This window comes from Pseudomonas tructae, from assembly GCF_004214895.1.
Classification (GTDB): Bacteria; Pseudomonadota; Gammaproteobacteria; order Pseudomonadales; family Pseudomonadaceae; genus Aquipseudomonas; species Aquipseudomonas tructae.
Map to the genome: position 1 here is coordinate 2877898 of NZ_CP035952.1, position 15378 is coordinate 2893275.

General features: G+C 63.2%; 10 protein-coding genes. 6 read left to right on the forward strand and 4 right to left on the reverse strand.

Annotated features, from left to right (window positions below):
* Positions 1 to 439 precede the first annotated feature (439 nt).
* Together EXN22_RS13240 and EXN22_RS13245 are read left to right on the forward strand one after the other, a co-directional pair.
* The gene (locus EXN22_RS13240; RefSeq protein WP_130264477.1) at positions 440 to 1912 is read left to right on the forward strand and encodes a hypothetical protein; all 1473 of its coding nucleotides are present in this window, start codon (positions 440 to 442) and stop codon (positions 1910 to 1912) included.
* Complete coding sequence (locus EXN22_RS13245; RefSeq protein WP_130264478.1) at positions 1909 to 3312, forward strand: aminotransferase-like domain-containing protein; 1404 nt, start codon at positions 1909 to 1911, stop codon at positions 3310 to 3312. Before EXN22_RS13240 ends, EXN22_RS13245 begins: the two co-directional genes overlap by 4 nt.
* Positions 3313 to 3324: 12 nt before the next feature.
* Here EXN22_RS13245 and EXN22_RS13250 read toward each other — a convergent pair whose 3' ends face one another.
* The gene (locus tag EXN22_RS13250; RefSeq protein ID WP_130264479.1) at positions 3325 to 4209 is read right to left on the reverse strand and encodes a ChaN family lipoprotein; all 885 of its coding nucleotides are present in this window, start codon (positions 4207 to 4209) and stop codon (positions 3325 to 3327) included.
* 116 nt (positions 4210 to 4325) lie between these two features.
* Between EXN22_RS13250 and EXN22_RS13255 the strand changes: the two genes are divergently transcribed.
* The 3 genes from EXN22_RS13255 to pgm all read left to right on the forward strand — a co-directional run bounded on the left by EXN22_RS13255 (position 4326) and on the right by pgm (position 9960).
* Entirely contained in the window at positions 4326 to 5969 is a 1644-nt protein-coding gene (locus EXN22_RS13255; RefSeq protein ID WP_130264480.1) for a VRR-NUC domain-containing protein, read from the forward strand.
* Positions 5966 to 8227: an ATP-dependent DNA helicase gene (locus EXN22_RS13260; RefSeq protein WP_130264481.1), complete on the forward strand. Its 2262-nt coding sequence runs from the start codon at positions 5966 to 5968 to the stop codon at positions 8225 to 8227. Before EXN22_RS13255 ends, EXN22_RS13260 begins: the two co-directional genes overlap by 4 nt.
* A 95-nt stretch (positions 8228 to 8322) precedes the next feature.
* A complete protein-coding gene (gene pgm / locus EXN22_RS13265; protein WP_130264482.1) occupies positions 8323 to 9960 on the forward strand; it encodes a phosphoglucomutase (alpha-D-glucose-1,6-bisphosphate-dependent) in 1638 nt (545 codons plus the stop codon).
* An 80-nt stretch (positions 9961 to 10040) separates the two neighbouring features.
* Here pgm and EXN22_RS13270 read toward each other — a convergent pair whose 3' ends face one another.
* Positions 10041 to 10739, reverse strand: coding sequence for a pirin family protein (locus tag EXN22_RS13270; RefSeq protein ID WP_130264483.1), 699 nt, complete (start codon positions 10737 to 10739; stop codon positions 10041 to 10043).
* A gap of 188 nt (positions 10740 to 10927) precedes the next feature.
* Here EXN22_RS13270 and EXN22_RS13275 point away from each other — a divergent pair, with 188 nt between their 5' ends.
* Positions 10928 to 13438 (forward strand): UvrD-helicase domain-containing protein, encoded by a 2511-nt coding sequence (locus EXN22_RS13275; RefSeq protein ID WP_130264484.1) that lies wholly within the window; start codon positions 10928 to 10930, stop codon positions 13436 to 13438.
* A gap of 90 nt (positions 13439 to 13528) precedes the next feature.
* Here EXN22_RS13275 and EXN22_RS13280 read toward each other — a convergent pair whose 3' ends face one another.
* Both EXN22_RS13280 and ccoN read right to left on the reverse strand, forming a co-directional pair.
* Positions 13529 to 13741 carry a cbb3-type cytochrome c oxidase subunit 3 gene (locus EXN22_RS13280; protein ID WP_233281619.1) on the reverse strand — a complete coding sequence of 71 codons (213 nt, stop codon included), beginning with the start codon at positions 13739 to 13741 and terminating at the stop codon, positions 13529 to 13531.
* 11 nt (positions 13742 to 13752) lie between these two features.
* Positions 13753 to 15180, reverse strand: a complete 1428-nt coding sequence (ccoN, locus tag EXN22_RS13285; protein ID WP_130264485.1) for a cytochrome-c oxidase, cbb3-type subunit I — start codon at positions 15178 to 15180, stop codon at positions 13753 to 13755.
* Positions 15181 to 15378: the final 198 nt, after the last annotated feature.

Here is a 15378-nt window from a genome sequence, read left to right on the forward strand (position 1 = left end):
TTTGGGATATTTCTCAGTTAACTTTGCGCACTGTGCGGCGTGCCTGTGCGTTATGTTTGTTCGTGAGGAAGAATAACAATTGATTGTCTGATCAATGACCTCGGCCATGTCGAGTCTGAATGGTTTTTTTACATAAATCTGTATCTGTTATTCGTCAGGCAGCACCCGATAATAGTTCGTCAACTGTCGTCTCAAGGAGCGAGGCATGAAAGGTCGTATGTCAGGTGCAAGGCGATGTGGAGCGGTGCCGGAGGAGGACAGGTGCTTCATGGGCAGAGGTCTCACAAGATGCACTCCTAAGAGATTGTAGGATGTTTCTTTAATTGGAGATTCTTTCGTCCTCCTTTGTTGGTTGAAAGTTCTTAAATAGAAGAGCTTTTATCAGCTTGCCGTTTCTGGAAATTAGGTGCGCGTTATGGGCATTATTCACGACCAAGCCATGCAGTATATCTATCAGCAAGTGCTCCAGCGTTTGCTCGAACACTTGTCGCAAGCGCAGCGGGCGTCCTTGCAGTTATTGATTCAACGCCTGATCGTTGCTGCTGGCGGCATTGAGCGCATTGCCGGTTTCAAGCTGATGGCTGCCCATGATGGCAGTCAGACCTCCAGCCATGCGCTGGCTTGCCTGCGGGCGGCGCAGTTGAGTATCGCGGCGCGCTCACCCGGCACCTTTCAGCTGCGCATCGCCGTAGTGCGCCAGCCAGGCATGAGTACCACGGCGCTACGCAACATCGAACAGAGCTTCTCGGCGTTATTTCTGCACGATGACCCGCGGATCGAACTGCTGATGCTCAATGACCAGCAATTGCGGACTTTCGACAGCCGGCACTCGGCATCCGCCAGCCAGCAGCAGGCCGAACGCAACGAGTTGCTACTGTTTGGGCACTTGCTGGCAGGGCTGCCGCGTGCCGGCTTCGGTAGCCATGGCTACTTGCGTCTGGCCGAGTTGTGTCGGCAGGCTCTGGGCTGGCGCGGCGGCATCGATGCCCTCATCAGTGCCCAGCCACTGTCCGAGCGCAGGCGTTACCTGGCCTGGAGCCGGCGCGCCCTGCGTGAAGAAGACTTGCTCAGCATCCGTCCTATCCACAGTTGTGCCGCCTCGCTGTGCGCGGGCATGAGCGAGTTGCGCCAGCGTTATCTGGAACAGTTGTTCGGCCAGACCCGCACCGTCACGTCGGCGCTGGCCGATGATTACTGTGCGCCAGCGATGCGCTTCATCACCATTGACGATCTGGTTCACGATCCCGATGTGCCCCACGATGAACGTTTGAACCGTTTCCTCGGTTGTCGGTTCGACGAGCAGTATTTTGCCGGTGACCGTTCGGGCACAGCCAACCCGCTGCTGCTGGCGCACCTGAGCGGGTTGCACGCGCAGTTCATCGAAGACAGCGAGTACCGCGAGGGCGTTGATGCCTATTTGCGGCGCGCGCGCCTGCAGATGCAAAGCCATGGCCTGCCGCGGGCCGTGCAAAATCGCTCGCTGGGGCGCTGGCAGAGCAGCGAACAAGTGCAGCAGCGCCGTGCCCAGGCCAACGACGTTGCTTCGCAGGCCTATGGCCTGAGTGAAGCGCAACTGGTGTGCAAATTGTTCGCGCCTTTTGTCTCGCGCGGCCTGCGCCTTGAGGTGTTCCTGCGCCGCTGCCATCCCGGCATGCTGGTGGCTTTGCCGTACATGCACAAGGCTTTGCAGCAACTGCCGGCCCCTGAGCCGGTGGTGCAATGGATGCTCGACATCAGCGGCTTGAGTCTGCCGCTGCTGCAGATGCTCTACCAGCGCGAGCCGCAAGCTTGCGCTAGGCCCCGCTCGTTGCTGGCGCAAATTCAGCGTCGCGGGGCAGATTTGCGACAACTGCGTCTGCCCGCCACGGCATGGGCCTGGCTCAAGGCCGGCCAGCCTGGCACGCGCAAATGAAAGCCAGGCACAACGGCGAGTTTGCCTATCGGACGGTGTATCGCTACCTGGGCGAGCTGATCGAGCAGATGGCACCGGGCAGCTACAGCAGGCTGCCGTCATTGCGCGACCTTGCCGAGCGCCTGGACGTGTCGATCTCCACCGTGCAATGCGCCTACTCGATGCTTGAGCATGAAGGGCGGGTGCAGCCGGTGCCCAAGTCCGGGTACTTCGCCAAGGTGCCGCCCACTCAGGTTGCGCCGAGCAGTGGCGACGATCTGCTCCAGGACCTGCAGCAGCATGCCCGATCGACGCGGATGCTGGTGCTTAGTGGCGGGCAGGCGCAAACCCTGAAATCGCTGGAAGCCTCGCTGCTGGGTATCGAACGCCAGTTGCTGCGCCAGTACCCGCGCTTTGCCGGTGCCCCCCAGCCCTGTGGCGAGCTGGAGCTGCGCACCGTGCTGGCGGCGCGCTACACCCGCTCGGCGCAGCTGTACTGGAGCGCCGAGGATGTCTACCTGGCGCCGGATGTGCGAGCGCTGCTGGAGACTACCCTGGCCGCCCTGGACCTGCGCGACAGCGCCGTGCTGGTCGTCACGCCTTGTTCCTGGCGGCTGTTGCGGGTGTTCCAGGCGGCGCGCCTGCGGGTCATCGAAATGCCGTTGGCGGCTGACGGTGGCCTGGACCTTGCGCGTTTTGCCCAGTTGCTGGCAACCGAGCCGGTGCGCCTGGCCATGCTCGCCTCACGCTTGAGCGTCCCCCATGGCAGCCTGATGCCCGAGGCGTGTCGCCAGGCCGTGGCCCGGCTGCTGAACCGGCACGGGGTGTGGCTGCTGGAAAACGACCAGGATGCCGACTTGTGTGTGCACGCGACGCCTGCGCCCTGCTTGCGTGAGCTGGTTGACCCTCGGCGGGTGATGGTGTTTTCTTCTCTGGAGCGCAGCATCGGTGCCGAAGCGCCCTATGCCTACCTGCTTTCCCGGCACTGGCACGGGCCTTTGCACCGCGAGTTCCTGTTGCGTGGCTTTGCCTTGCCACCCTTGCGCCAGCAGGCAGTAGCGCGGCTGTACAGCAAGGGCCGCATCGACCTGCACCTGCAGCAGCTACGCGAGTATTTGCAAGAGCGCCTGAGCCACCTGTACCAGCTGATGCAGTTGCAACTGGGTAGTCAGCTGGCGTTCCAGATGCCCGCAGGGGGTAGCTGCATCTGGGCGCGGGTGCGTGCTCCGATGGACACCCGGCCACTGTTCCATCGCTTGTTGCAGCAGGGCCTGGTGATTGCCCCGGGCGAGCTGTTCAGCCTGCGCGGCGACTTTCACCAGCACCTGCGCCTTGGCTGGCCTGCGGGGCAACAGGATGACCTGCAGTACGGTTTGAGTCTGCTCAGTGATGAGCTGCGCCGTACCCTGCAGGTTCGTTGACCGGAGAGTCGTCTAGCGGCGCAAGCTGGCGCAGTAATCCTGCTCCGCTTGCGCGGCGGTGTACCAGACGAAATCCGCACGCTCGGCAGTCACGGTTTTGCCGACCTCGGCCAGAATCAATACGGCGTTACCCTGCGCCGAGCCCAGGTCGTCCAGGTGCAGGGGCACCCCGAGGTCCTTGCGCACATGAAAGGCCCCGGCCAGCAACAGGACAGGGCCCTGCGCGGCCAGCAGGCGTTCGGCCATGTGCCGGTCGCGTTGCTGCTGCACTGCCAGCATTGCCGGCATTTGCGCTTCGGGCAGCAGGCCGCAATGGGACTGGCGGATATCGTCGAGCAAGGTGCTTTGTACCTGGCGGGTGGTCGAGGCCTTGCCTTCAAGCACTGGGCGCTGGGTGTAGATTTGCATGATTTGCGCCCGTTCAAGGTTGGCCGCCAGGAGCGGGTAGGGCTGGCGTAGCGCATAGGTCACCAGCGGCCCGTACAGGCTCCAGTCCCAGCCGGGTTGCCAGGCCAGCGCCTGGATCAGGTCGTTCGCAGGCGCACCGCCGGCAATTTCGGCGTGCAGCGCATCGATCCTTGGCTGCTGGTCCGGGGTGAGCATTTCCATCAGCAGGCTGCCTTGCGGACGTTGCTTTGCCAGTTCGCGCAGTAGCCACAGTTGCACGGCATGGTGGTCGGGGTTGTCATGCTGCTCGCCGACCAGCACCCTGGGTACCCCGGCCAGGCGCTCGACCAATTGCTGCGGGGTGAGGCTGCGGCCGCTGGCCAAGTCGCGGATCACACCAAGGTCCGGGTGATCGCGCCCTTGCGGCGCAATCGGCGCCGGTGGTGGCAGTACCTGATGGGATTGGCAGGCCGCCAGCAGGCCGATCAGGCAGAGCAACAGAATGCGCATCGAGGTTCCTTGATGTCAGGTGGCAGGCTCGCAGGGTACGTTGGTCGCCCACAGGTTGCCAGGATGGCGTCTCTGTATGTATAACCAGTACTCCTGTTGCTAGCGCCTATAAACCCGTGATCGCCCATTCCGTCGACGAGCCGTTCTATTACCTGCACAACTTCCAGCAAGTGCTTGGCTGGATCGAGCTGCGCTACGCCGACCTGCTCGACGCGCAAGAGCGGGCGTTCATTCAGCAGTTCCGCCAGCAGCCCCGGGCTGCGCAGGCCTTGCTGGTGCGTATGGTGATGCGCAAGGGTCTGCTGTTTCGCCCGAGCAAGCTGGTGTATGCCGAAATCGGCTCACCCCGGGCGGCGCTTGAGCCGCTCCTGGCCATGGGCTGGGTCGTGGATGACAGCCCGCTGAGCCTTGAGCAATTGTTTGACCTGCTGCGCAAGGATGAGCTGGCCACAGGTTTTGGCCCGTTGCTGAGCCGCCCACGGGCCACCAAAAGCGAGTTGCTGGCGCAGTTGCAGGCCCTTGAGTTGCCGCCTCGGCCTTTGCATGAATGGCTGCCGGGTTTTGCCGAGCCGGTTATCGAGTTGCGCTTGCAGGCACTGTGCGACCGCCTGCGGTTGTTGTTTTTCGGCAACTTGTATCAGGACTGGTCAGAGTTCGTGCTGGCCGACCTTGGCCTGATGCGCTATGAACAGGTGGCCTTCAGCGACGATTCCCGGGCGCTGCGCCAGCGCTCCGACATCGATGTGGCGTTGGCTCTGCATCAGTGCGGCGAATGGCTTGAACAGGGCGCTGCCCTGGAACAGGTGGTGGCTCAGGTCCAAGCCCTGGACAGCGACAACCCCTGGCTGCAGCGGCGGCGTTCACGCCTTCTGTACCAGCTCGGCCAGCACAGCGAGCGCCTGGCGGACTGGCCATTGGCGCTGCGCATCTACCCGCGCAGCCAGCACCCGCAAGCACGGATTCGCCACATTCGTGTGCTCGAACGCAGCGAGCAATGGCCGGCGGCCTTCGCGCTGGCCTCGCAAGTGGCCCTTCAACCGGCCAACGCAGTCGAGGTGCAGGCCCTGGCGCGGATCTTGCCGCGATTGCAGCGCAAGCTCGGCGGCCCGCCGCAGCCACGGCGGGCCAAGCCCAAGGTCAGCCTGATCGACCTGACGCTGCCTGCACAATGGGCGGCCATGGGGGTGGAGCAGGCGGTGCAGCAGCACCTGGAGCAGGACGGCGGGCATGTGCACTATGTCGAGAACACGCTGTTCAACAGCCTGTTCGGCCTGCTGTGCTGGGAAGCGATATTTGCGCCGTTGCCCGGCGCCTTCTTCCACCCGTTCCAGAGTGCGCCACAGGACCTGCACGACGCCGAGTTTCACCCGCGCCGACGTGAGCTGTTCGCGCAGTGCCTCGGGCAACTGGATGATGGGCGCTACCGGCAGACCATACGCAGTCATTTCCTCAGCAAGCAGGGCCTGCAATCACCTTTCGTTTACTGGCAGGTGCTCAGCGAAACGCTGCTTGAGCAGGCCCTGGCTTGCCTACCGGCAGCGCACCTGAAACGCTGCTTTGAACGCCTGCTCGAGGATCTGCAGGGCAACCGTTCAGGCATGCCCGACCTGATCCAGTTCTGGCCTGAGCAGCAGCGCTACCGCATGATCGAAGTCAAGGGCCCGGGCGACCGTCTGCAAGACAGCCAGCTGCGCTGGATCGAATTCTGCGCCGAACACGGCCTGCCGGTCGACGTCTGCCATGTGCAGTGGTCAACATGAACTACAGCGTGGCGGTTCGGGCGTTGTGCGAGTTCAGCGCCAAGGTCGGTGATCTGGACCTGCGTTTCACCCCGTCGCCCACCGCCCAGGAGGGCATCAGCGGCCATCGACGGGTCATGGCCGGGCGCGGCGAGGGTTATGAAACGGAAGTCAGCCTGGAGGGGCATTACGCCACGCTGCAGGTGCGTGGCCGCGCCGATGGCTATGATCCGCAGCTCAATCGCCTGGAAGAAATCAAGACCTACCGTGGCGACCTGGCCCGCCAGCCCGCCAACCATCGCCAGCTGCATTGGGCCCAGGCCCAGGTGTACGGCTGGTTGCTGTGCCAGCAGCGCAAGCTTTCGCACCTGCGCCTGGCGCTGGTCTACCTGAATGTCGACAACGACGAACAGACGCTGATTGAAGCGCGTTGGAGCGCCGAGGCGCTGGAGCAGTTTTTCAATACGCAATGCGCACTCTTTCTGCTCTGGGCCGAGCAGCAGTTGCAGCGCCAGGCCTTGCGTGACCAGGGTTTACAGGCCCTGGCATTCCCCCATGGGCAGTTTCGCCAGGGCCAGCGCGAGCTGGCCGAAACCGTGTACAAGGCGGTCAGCACCGGGCGTTGCCTGATGGCCCAGGCCACCACCGGCATCGGCAAGACCCTCGGTACCCTGTTCCCGCTGCTCAAGGCCATAGTCCCACAGCAACTGGACAAGATTTTCTTCCTGAGCGCCAAGACCCCTGGGCGTGCCCTGGCCCTGGAGGCGCTGCAGCAGGTGATGGCCACGGGCACCCAGGGCGCGCTGCGCAGCCTGGAACTGGTTGCCCGTGACAAGTCCTGTGAATACCCGGGCACGGCCTGTCATGGCGACGCCTGTCCGCTGGCCAAGGGCTTTTACGACCGACTGCCCGCAGCACGCCAGTCCGCCCAGGCGATGGCAGTGCTCGACAAGGCCGCCTTGCGCGAAGTGGCTCTGGCCCATCAGGTCTGCCCGTATTACCTGGGCCAGGAAATGGCCCGTTGGGTCGATGTGCTGGTGGCCGACTACAACTACTACTTTGATCAGAGCGCCTTGCTCTATGGCCTGGCCCAGGCCAACCAGTGGCGCCTGGCCGTGCTGGTGGACGAAGCTCACAACCTGGTCGAGCGGGCCCGGCAGATGTACAGCGCAAGCCTCGACCAGGGCCAGTTGCTGGCCTTGCGCAAGCTCAAGCCGGCGGGCCTGGTCAGCGCCCTGGAGCGCCTGAACCGCCAGTGGAACGCCCTGCACAAAGATCAAATTGCGCCGTACCGGGTGGTCGAAGGTTTGCCTGAAGCCCTGCTCAAGGCCCTTCAGCACTGTGTTTCTGTGATCCAGGAGCAGCTCAACCAGGCGCCGACCGGCATTGATCCTGCGGTGTTGCAGTTCTTCTTTCAGGCATTGCAGTTCATCCGGGTCAGCGACCTGTTCGATGAGCATTTTCTGTTCGATATCAGCACACGCCCGGGCCCGGGCAAGCGGGCCTTGTCGACCCTGTGCCTGCGCAATGTGGTGCCGGCGGCGCTGATCGGCCCGCGCATGAGCGCCGCGCGCAGTGTCACGCTGTTCTCCGCCACCCTCAGCCCGCAACGCTACTATACCGACCTGCTGGGTATGCCAGCCGACACGGCGTGGCTTGAGGTCGCGTCGCCTTTTGCCGCCGAGCAACTGCAAGTGCGGCTGGTCAGCAGTGTCTCGACCCGTTACCAGCATCGCGAAGCGTCCCTGGCACCGATTGTCGAGCTGATTGCCGAGCAATTTGGCCGCGTGCCGGGCAACTACCTGGCGTTCTTCAGCAGCTTTGAATACCTGCAACAGGTCTCGAACCTGTTGGAATCGCGTTATCCGGCTATTGAGCAATGGCGTCAGGCGCCAGGCATGGATGAAAGTCAGCGTCAGGGCTTTCTTGAACGATTCGTTGCCAACGGGCAGGGCGTGGGTTTTGCCGTGCTCGGCGGCGCCTTTGCCGAGGGTATCGACTTGCCCGGCACGCGCTTGATCGGTGCCTTTGTCGCCACCCTCGGGCTGCCCCAGGTCAACCCGGTCAACGAGCAGATCAAGCTGCGCATGGCCAGGCTGTTCAGCGCAGGTTTCGACTACACCTACCTGTATCCCGGGGTGCAGAAAGTCATCCAGGCGGCAGGCCGGGTGATCCGTGGTACCCAGGACCGGGGCACGCTGTTGCTGATCGATGAGCGTTTTGCCGAGGCCCGTGTACAGCGCATGTTTCCGGCCTGGTGGGCGCCGCAGCAGAAATAATCACGGCGTTGGGGATAGCGGCGGTCGCTTGCTGGTCAAACTGCCAGTAAACTGCGTGCTTTTATCACCCCGAACATCCTTTTTTGAGGTTTTGCATGAAGCTCAGTCCTTTGGCGGGCAAACTGGCCCCGGCCTCCGTGCTGGTGGATATCCCGAAATTGTTGACCGCCTATTACACTGGCCAGCCTGACGCCAGCATTGCCACCCAGCGCGTTGCCTTCGGCACCTCCGGGCACCGCGGCAGCTCCCTGGACCTGAGCTTCAACGAGCACCACGTGCTGGCCATCACCCAGGCCATCTGCCTGTACCGCCAGAGCAAGGGTATCAATGGCCCGTTGTTCATCGGCGCCGACACCCACGCGCTGTCGACCCCCGCAGCGGCCAGCGCCCTGCAGGTGCTGGCGGCCAACGGTATTGAGGTGATGCTGTCCAAGGATGACGAGTACACCCCGACCCCGGCAGTGTCCCACGCCATCATCTGCTACAACCGCGGGCGCAGCAGCGGCCTGGCCGACGGCATCGTCATCACCCCGTCGCACAACCCGCCGCAAAGCGGTGGCTTCAAGTACAACCCGCCCAACGGCGGCCCTGCCGACAGCGACGTCACCAAGTGGATCGAGGCCAAGGCCAACGAACTGCTGGCGGCGGGCCTTGATGGTGTCAAACAGATTGCCCATGAGCAGGCGCTGGCGGCCAGCACCACCCACCGGCATGACTACCTGGGCAACTATGTTGCCGACCTGGAAAACGTCATCGACTTCGACGTTATCCGCAGCGCCAACCTGCGCCTGGGCGTCGATCCGCTGGGCGGGGCAGGGGTGCGTTACTGGTCGGCGATTGCCAAGCACTACAAGCTGAACCTGGAAGTGGTCAACACCGAGGTCGACCCGACCTTCCGCTTCATGTCGGTCGACTGGGACGGGCAGATCCGCATGGACCCATCCTCGCCCTACGCCATGCAGGGCCTGATCGGCCTGCGCGAGCGTTTTGACGTGGCCTTTGCCTGCGATCCGGACCACGACCGTCACGGTATCGTCACCCCGAATGGCCTGTTGGCACCGAACAACTACCTGGCAGTGGCCATCGACTATCTGTACCAACACCGCCCACAGTGGCGCAGCGATGCCGCCGTGGGCAAGACGGTGGTCAGCAGCGGCCTGATCGACCGGGTGACGGCGGCTCTGGGGCGGCGTCTGTATGAGGTGCCGGTGGGCTTCAAGTTCTTCGCCGACGGCCTGTTCGATGGCTCTCTGGGCTTTGGTGGCGAGGAAAGTGCCGGTGCGTCGTTCCTGCGCAAGGACGGCAGCGTCTGGACCACCGACAAGGACGGCCTGATTCCGGCGCTGCTGGCGGCGGAAATCACCGCCCGCACTGGTCGTGATCCGAGCCAGGCCTATGCCGAGCTGACTGCCAAGCTGGGCGAGCCGTTTGCCACCCGCGTCGAGGCCAGGGCCAACCCGCAGCAAAAGGCCCTGCTGAGCAAGCTGGCACCCGAGCAGGTCAAGTCGACCACGCTTGCCGGTGAGCCGATCGAGCAGATCCTCAGCCATGCGCCGGGCAACAACCAGGCCATTGGTGGCCTCAAGGTCATGACCGCCAACGGCTGGTTCGCCGCGCGGCCGTCGGGTACCGAGGATATCTACAAAATCTACGCCGAAAGCTTTATCGATGAAGCGCATCTGCAGCGCCTTGTGGCAGAGGCCCAGGAACTGGTGGATGCGGCGATTGCCTGATCGCTGAAAGCATCGCGGGGCAAGCCCGCTCCCACAGGTAGTTGCTAACCTGTGGGAGCGGGCTTGCCCCGCGATGAAGTTCACGCTACATCGACCAGCACCACCTCGCTGTCCTGCACCGCCGTCACCCTGAGCACCTGCTCATCCTCGATCGCCACCCCGTCCCGGGCTTCGGCGCGCAAGCCGTTGACTTCAACCAGCCCTTTGGCCGGCACCAGGTAGCCGCGGCGTCCGGCTGTGAAGCGGTACTCGGCGGTTTCCCCGGCGCGCAAGGTCGCCGCCAGCAGCCGTGCATCGGCACGGATCTGCAAGGCATCCTCATCGCCTTCACGGCCGCTGGCCAAGGTCACGAAGCCTTCGCCGCGATTACCCGTGGGGAAGGGGCGGGTTCCCCAGGAGGGCGCCTGGCCAACACGCTCAGGAATGATCCAGATCTGGAAGATGCGCGTATCGACCTTTTCCAGATTGTACTCACTGTGGGTGATGCCGGTGCCGGCACTCATCACTTGGACGTCACCGGCTTCAGTACGGCCCTTGTTACCAAGGTTGTCCTGATGGCTGATGGCGCCTTCACGCACATAGGTGATGATTTCCATGTCGCGGTGCGGATGCGGCGCGAAGCCACTGCCGGCGGCAATCAGGTCATCGTTCCAGACCCGCAGATTGCCCCAGTGCATGCGCGCCGGGTCATGGTATTGGGCAAACGAGAAGTGGTGGTGGGCATCGAGCCAGCCGTGATTGGCGTGGCCAAGGCTGTTGAAGGGGCGCAGTTGCAGCATGATGGCTGTCCTCGACAGTGAGTGGATGGGCAAATGATCCCTCAAGCACTGATCGAAAATAAGCGTAAATTTCGACTGATTTTGATCATATATATCGATATATATAGCTAGGGTAGTTTGTGCGCTTCATCGCCTAATTGACTGATCTGCAAGCAATCGGCTGGTGATTTTCAACCGATGGAGCGAACATGGCCGCTGGTTTTCATTTTGTTGGAGTCGGTGTGTCTGAAGAGCGTCCCAAGCTACCCCTGGAGTTGACTGCGCCCGCGCAATTACCGTGGTTCAGGCGCCTGGCGGCGCGCATGCTTGGACGCGGCCTGAGCCGTTTGCAGGCGCAACACCGCGACTCGTGGTTCCAGGGCCATGCCAGCGGTCAGCGCACCGGCCACGCCGACGGCCTGCGCGAAGGCTATGAAGAAGGGCGGATCGACGGCTACGAGGCCGGGCGCCAGGTGCTGGTGATCCACGACACCCGGCCCGAGGGCCATGGTGTGCCGGGTATCGACGACAGCCTGTTCGACGACTGGCGCCTACCGCTGAGTGCTGAGCTGAAAAAACGCTTCAAGGCCGATGTCGCCCAGCGTCTGGCGCCCCATGCGCAGCCAAGTGCGGCGCAGTGGAAGATGATCTTCAGCGATACCCCATCGACCTGTGTGGTGGCCGGCGCCGGTGCCGGCAAGTCGACGTCGCTGGTGCTGCGCATCCTGCTGCTGCGTCACTACCTGGGCTACGAGCTGGACGCCATGACCGTGGTGACCTTCACCCGTGAGTCGCGCAAGGACTTCATCAACCGCCTGCTGCAGGTGTTTGCCTTGTGGCAGGTGGATCTGGGCCCGGTCCAGGCCCGCGAGCTGGTACGCACCTTCCATTCGCGCATCCTGCCCCTGGTGCGCAGCCTGCCGGGTTTCAGCCAGGTGCGCGCGTTCGAGACCCTGGGCAGCGAACTGCCCGGCGGCAGTGAAGCCAACGCCGAGAGCAACCCGTTCGACTTGCGTATCAATGACGCTCAGCGCCAGCAACTGAACCTGTGTTACCGCGACCTGCTGGGCAGCAGCCCACGTTTTGCCGAGTTGATCGCCAGCCTGCGCCGCGAAGCCCTGCAGCTCAAGGCGCTGGACCGTGATCATCCCGATGTGCAAAAGCGCGTGGCGGTGACCCAGTTGTCGGCCAGCCGCGACGAAGAACTCTGCGACACTATCGAAGACCTGTGGTTTGCCGCCGGCGCCTGGCCGATCAAGGGTATCGAGCCGAGCCGCGAAACCGTCGAGATCAACAGCAGCCGTTTCCATTTCCACGGCCATATCGCCGAGCTGGACGCTTACGTGGTGCTGGGGTTCGACCCCAAGGAAAACCAGCAGTACAAGCGCCCAGGGGCCAAGCTGCCGGTGTGGGCGGAGTGGGTGATCAAGCGCACCCTGTTTCAAGCTTTCTGTGATAAGCCAGTGATTTGGCTAGAAAACTATGCAGCCGCCAAGCGCCTGACCTCGTCTCTGGCCGGTGATGCGGTGGCCGGTCCGGGCTTTGATTACAAGGTCAAGGGCGAGCTGGGCGCAGCACCGCTGCTGGATGCCTTTGTCGGCGCCGCCGGCTTTATCGAAAACCTCGGCCTTGAGGTCAACAAGGCGGTCGGCGCCATGAGCTTCCCGGCCGGTGACAGCGACGCGCTGTTCTTCGAGGCCTTGGCCCTGTACTGGAAAGCCCTGGAGGCGCACCTGCTCGGCCAGTCGCCGCCAATCATGAGCTACAACCGCATGTTCGCCCTGTTCGGCGAGAACAACCCGCAAAACCTGCAGCTGTTGCCCGACCCGCTGCTGCGGCCGCTGGCGCACTTGATGATCGACGAGTTCCAGGATGTCTCGCCGCAGATCGTTTCCTGGCTGCGTGCCTGCCTGCGCGAGATCCGTCGTCGCGGCCCGGCCATGCAGGTCGGGCGGGTGGCGCAGCATTCCTCGTTGCTGTGCGTGGGCGATGACTGGCAGTCGATCTACGGCTGGCGTGGCAGTTCGCCGAAGTACTTCATGGCGTTCAGCAAGGAATTCCCGGCGCCGAGCAACACGCGGGTGATGTTGGCCGACAACTACCGTAGCCACCAGCACATCATCGATGCCGCCGAGCATATCGTTAAGTCGGCGCCGGCCATCAGCGGCAAGAAGGCCAGGGCCTGCGGCCCGGCGGCCGAGACACCGGTGCCGGTCAAGGTGCTCGAGCGTGACGAGGCGAGCCTGGCCCAGACCCTGCTGGAACATTACCGCAACGGTGAGTCGGTGATGCTGCTGTACCGCAAGAGCAGCGACAAGGCGGCGATTGCCGAGCACCTGCAGGCGCTGGTCAACCACGAGGCCGGTTTGCCGGCGGGGCAACGGCGCCTGCGCCAGCTGACCTATCACAGTGCCAAGGGCCTGCAGGCCGACGCGGTGTTCATGCTCGGCGACTGCCAGTACCTGACCCACTCACCTTACAAGAACCAGGTCTATCGCCAGGCGGGGCTGGGTCGCGACGGCGACGCCCAGGCGTTCGACAATGCGCAAAAGGATGAGGTGCTGCGTCTGGCGTACGTGGCCATTACCCGCGCCGCCAGGCACTGTTACTGGTACGTCGAGAAGCCCACGGCAGAGGCGGCCAACCTGCCACGGGCCTCCAGCCAGGTGGATGGGCGCAAGGCGTTCTTCGACGATGAGCGGGAGAGGGGTGGTAGTTGATTGCGCACGGGTTGGGTTGCGATCACAGCGCGCTCCCACCGGTCCAGCGCAGGGCCTGTAGGAGCGGGCTTGACCCGCGATGAGGCCCGTTCAGGCCTTCAGCGCCGCATCCGGCGCCACCGCCGGCACCGGTTTGCCGGTGGCAGCCTCGACCCGGCGGGCAACCGCCGGATCGTCAGCGAAGGGCATCAGGCTGGCCTGATCGTCCACTTCGCTGCTGTGGCGCTGCAGGCAGGCGCTGGTGACCAGGTAGAAGAACAGTACGCCGCTCAGGCAATACAGTGCATACAGCCAGTCATCCATGTGCGTGTCTCCTAGGCCAGGCTGGCGTTGTTCAGCGCCAGTTTTTCATCGGCCACGCGCACGGTGCGCCAGGTGTTGTAGGCCATCAGCAGCATGCCGCTCAAGAAGCACACACCACCGACAAAGCGCACGATAAAGCCCGGGTGGCTGGCCACCAGCGCCTCGACGAAGGCGTAGGTCAGCGTGCCGTCGTCGTTGGTGGCGCGCCACATCAGGCCCTGGGCGATGCCGTTGACCCACATCGAGGCGATGTACAGCACGGTGCCGATGGTCGCCAGCCAGAAGTGCGCGTTGATCATGCCGATACTGTGCATCTGCTCGCGGCCAAACACTTTCGGAATCATGTGGTACAGCGAACCGAAGGTGATCATCGCCACCCAGCCCAAGGCGCCAGCGTGGACGTGGCCGATGGTCCAGTCGGTGTAGTGGGACAGGGCGTTGACGGTCTTGATCGCCATCATCGGGCCTTCGAAGGTCGACATGCCGTAGAACGCCAGCGACAGCACCAGAAAGCGCAGGATCGGGTCGCTGCGCAGCTTATGCCAGGCACCGGAGAGGGTCATCATGCCGTTGATCATGCCGCCCCAGCTGGGCGCCAGGAGGATCAGCGACATGGCCATGCCCAGCGACTGCGCCCAGTCGGGCAGGGCGGTGTAGTGCAGGTGGTGAGGACCGGCCCAGATGTACAGGGTGATCAACGCCCAGAAGTGCACGATCGACAGCCGGTAGGAATACACCGGGCGGCCGACCTGCTTGGGCACGAAGTAGTACATCATCCCCAGAAAACCGGTGGTCAGGAAGAAGCCTACGGCGTTGTGGCCGTACCACCACTGGACCATGGCATCGGTGGCGCCGGAGTACACCGGGTAGGACTTGAACCAGCTCACCGGGATCGACAGGTGGTTGACCACGTGCAGCATGGCGATCACCACGATGAAGGCGCCGAAGAACCAGTTGCCGACATAGATGTGCTTGGCTTTGCGGCGCATCAGGGTGGCGAAGAACACGATGCCGTAGGCGACCCAGACAATGGCCATCCACACCGCGCCGGTGAATTCGATCTCGGCGTATTCCTTGGTGGTGGTCAGGCCCAGGGGCAGGCTGATCAGCATGATCACGATGGTCGCCTGCCAGCCCCAGAAGGTGAAGGCGGCGAGCTTGTCGCTGAACAGCCGCACCTGGCAGGTGCGCTGTACCGCGTAGTAACTGGCGGCAAATTGCGCGCTACCGGCAAAGCCGAAAATCACCAGGCTGGTGTGCAGTGGGCGCAGGCGACCGAACGACGTCCACGGCAGGTCGAGGTTGAGCTCGGGCCAGACCAGTTGCGAGGCGATCCAGACGCCCATGGCCATGCCGACGATCCCCCAGACCACCGTCATGACGACGAATTGTCGGACCACCTTGTAGTTATAGGCCTGCGCCTGTTGATGTGTGCTCATGGCTAGTTTCCACAGTTCCTGTATGGCTCGCCCTGCCGTGGGGCAGGGGCACAGGCGCAGACTCTAGAAAGCTGCTGGCATACAAAACAGACTCAGAAACAGACGTTAATACCGGATCAGATAAAACCCCCGTATTCATTGGCTGATATCGAAGCTGTTATGAATCAGGTGCGGCGATTTACCTCTGTGCTGCTGTGA

What these genes read in the sequence shown, in the direction of transcription:
- EXN22_RS13240 (WP_130264477.1), top strand. Translation starts at nt 440, where the DNA reads ATGCAGTATATCTATCAGCAAGTGCTCCAGCGTTTGCTCGAACACTTG.
- EXN22_RS13245 (WP_130264478.1), top strand. Translation starts at nt 1,909, where the DNA reads ATGAAAGCCAGGCACAACGGCGAGTTTGCCTATCGGACGGTGTATCGC.
- EXN22_RS13250 (WP_130264479.1), bottom strand. Translation starts at nt 4,209, where the DNA reads ATGCGCATTCTGTTGCTCTGCCTGATCGGCCTGCTGGCGGCCTGCCAA.
- EXN22_RS13260 (WP_130264481.1), top strand. Translation starts at nt 5,966, where the DNA reads ATGAACTACAGCGTGGCGGTTCGGGCGTTGTGCGAGTTCAGCGCCAAG.
- pgm (WP_130264482.1), top strand. Translation starts at nt 8,323, where the DNA reads ATGAAGCTCAGTCCTTTGGCGGGCAAACTGGCCCCGGCCTCCGTGCTG.
- EXN22_RS13270 (WP_130264483.1), bottom strand. Translation starts at nt 10,739, where the DNA reads ATGCTGCAACTGCGCCCCTTCAACAGCCTTGGCCACGCCAATCACGGC.
- EXN22_RS13275 (WP_130264484.1), top strand. Translation starts at nt 10,928, where the DNA reads ATGGCCGCTGGTTTTCATTTTGTTGGAGTCGGTGTGTCTGAAGAGCGT.
- EXN22_RS13280 (WP_233281619.1), bottom strand. Translation starts at nt 13,741, where the DNA reads ATGGATGACTGGCTGTATGCACTGTATTGCCTGAGCGGCGTACTGTTC.
- ccoN (WP_130264485.1), bottom strand. Translation starts at nt 15,180, where the DNA reads ATGAGCACACATCAACAGGCGCAGGCCTATAACTACAAGGTGGTCCGA.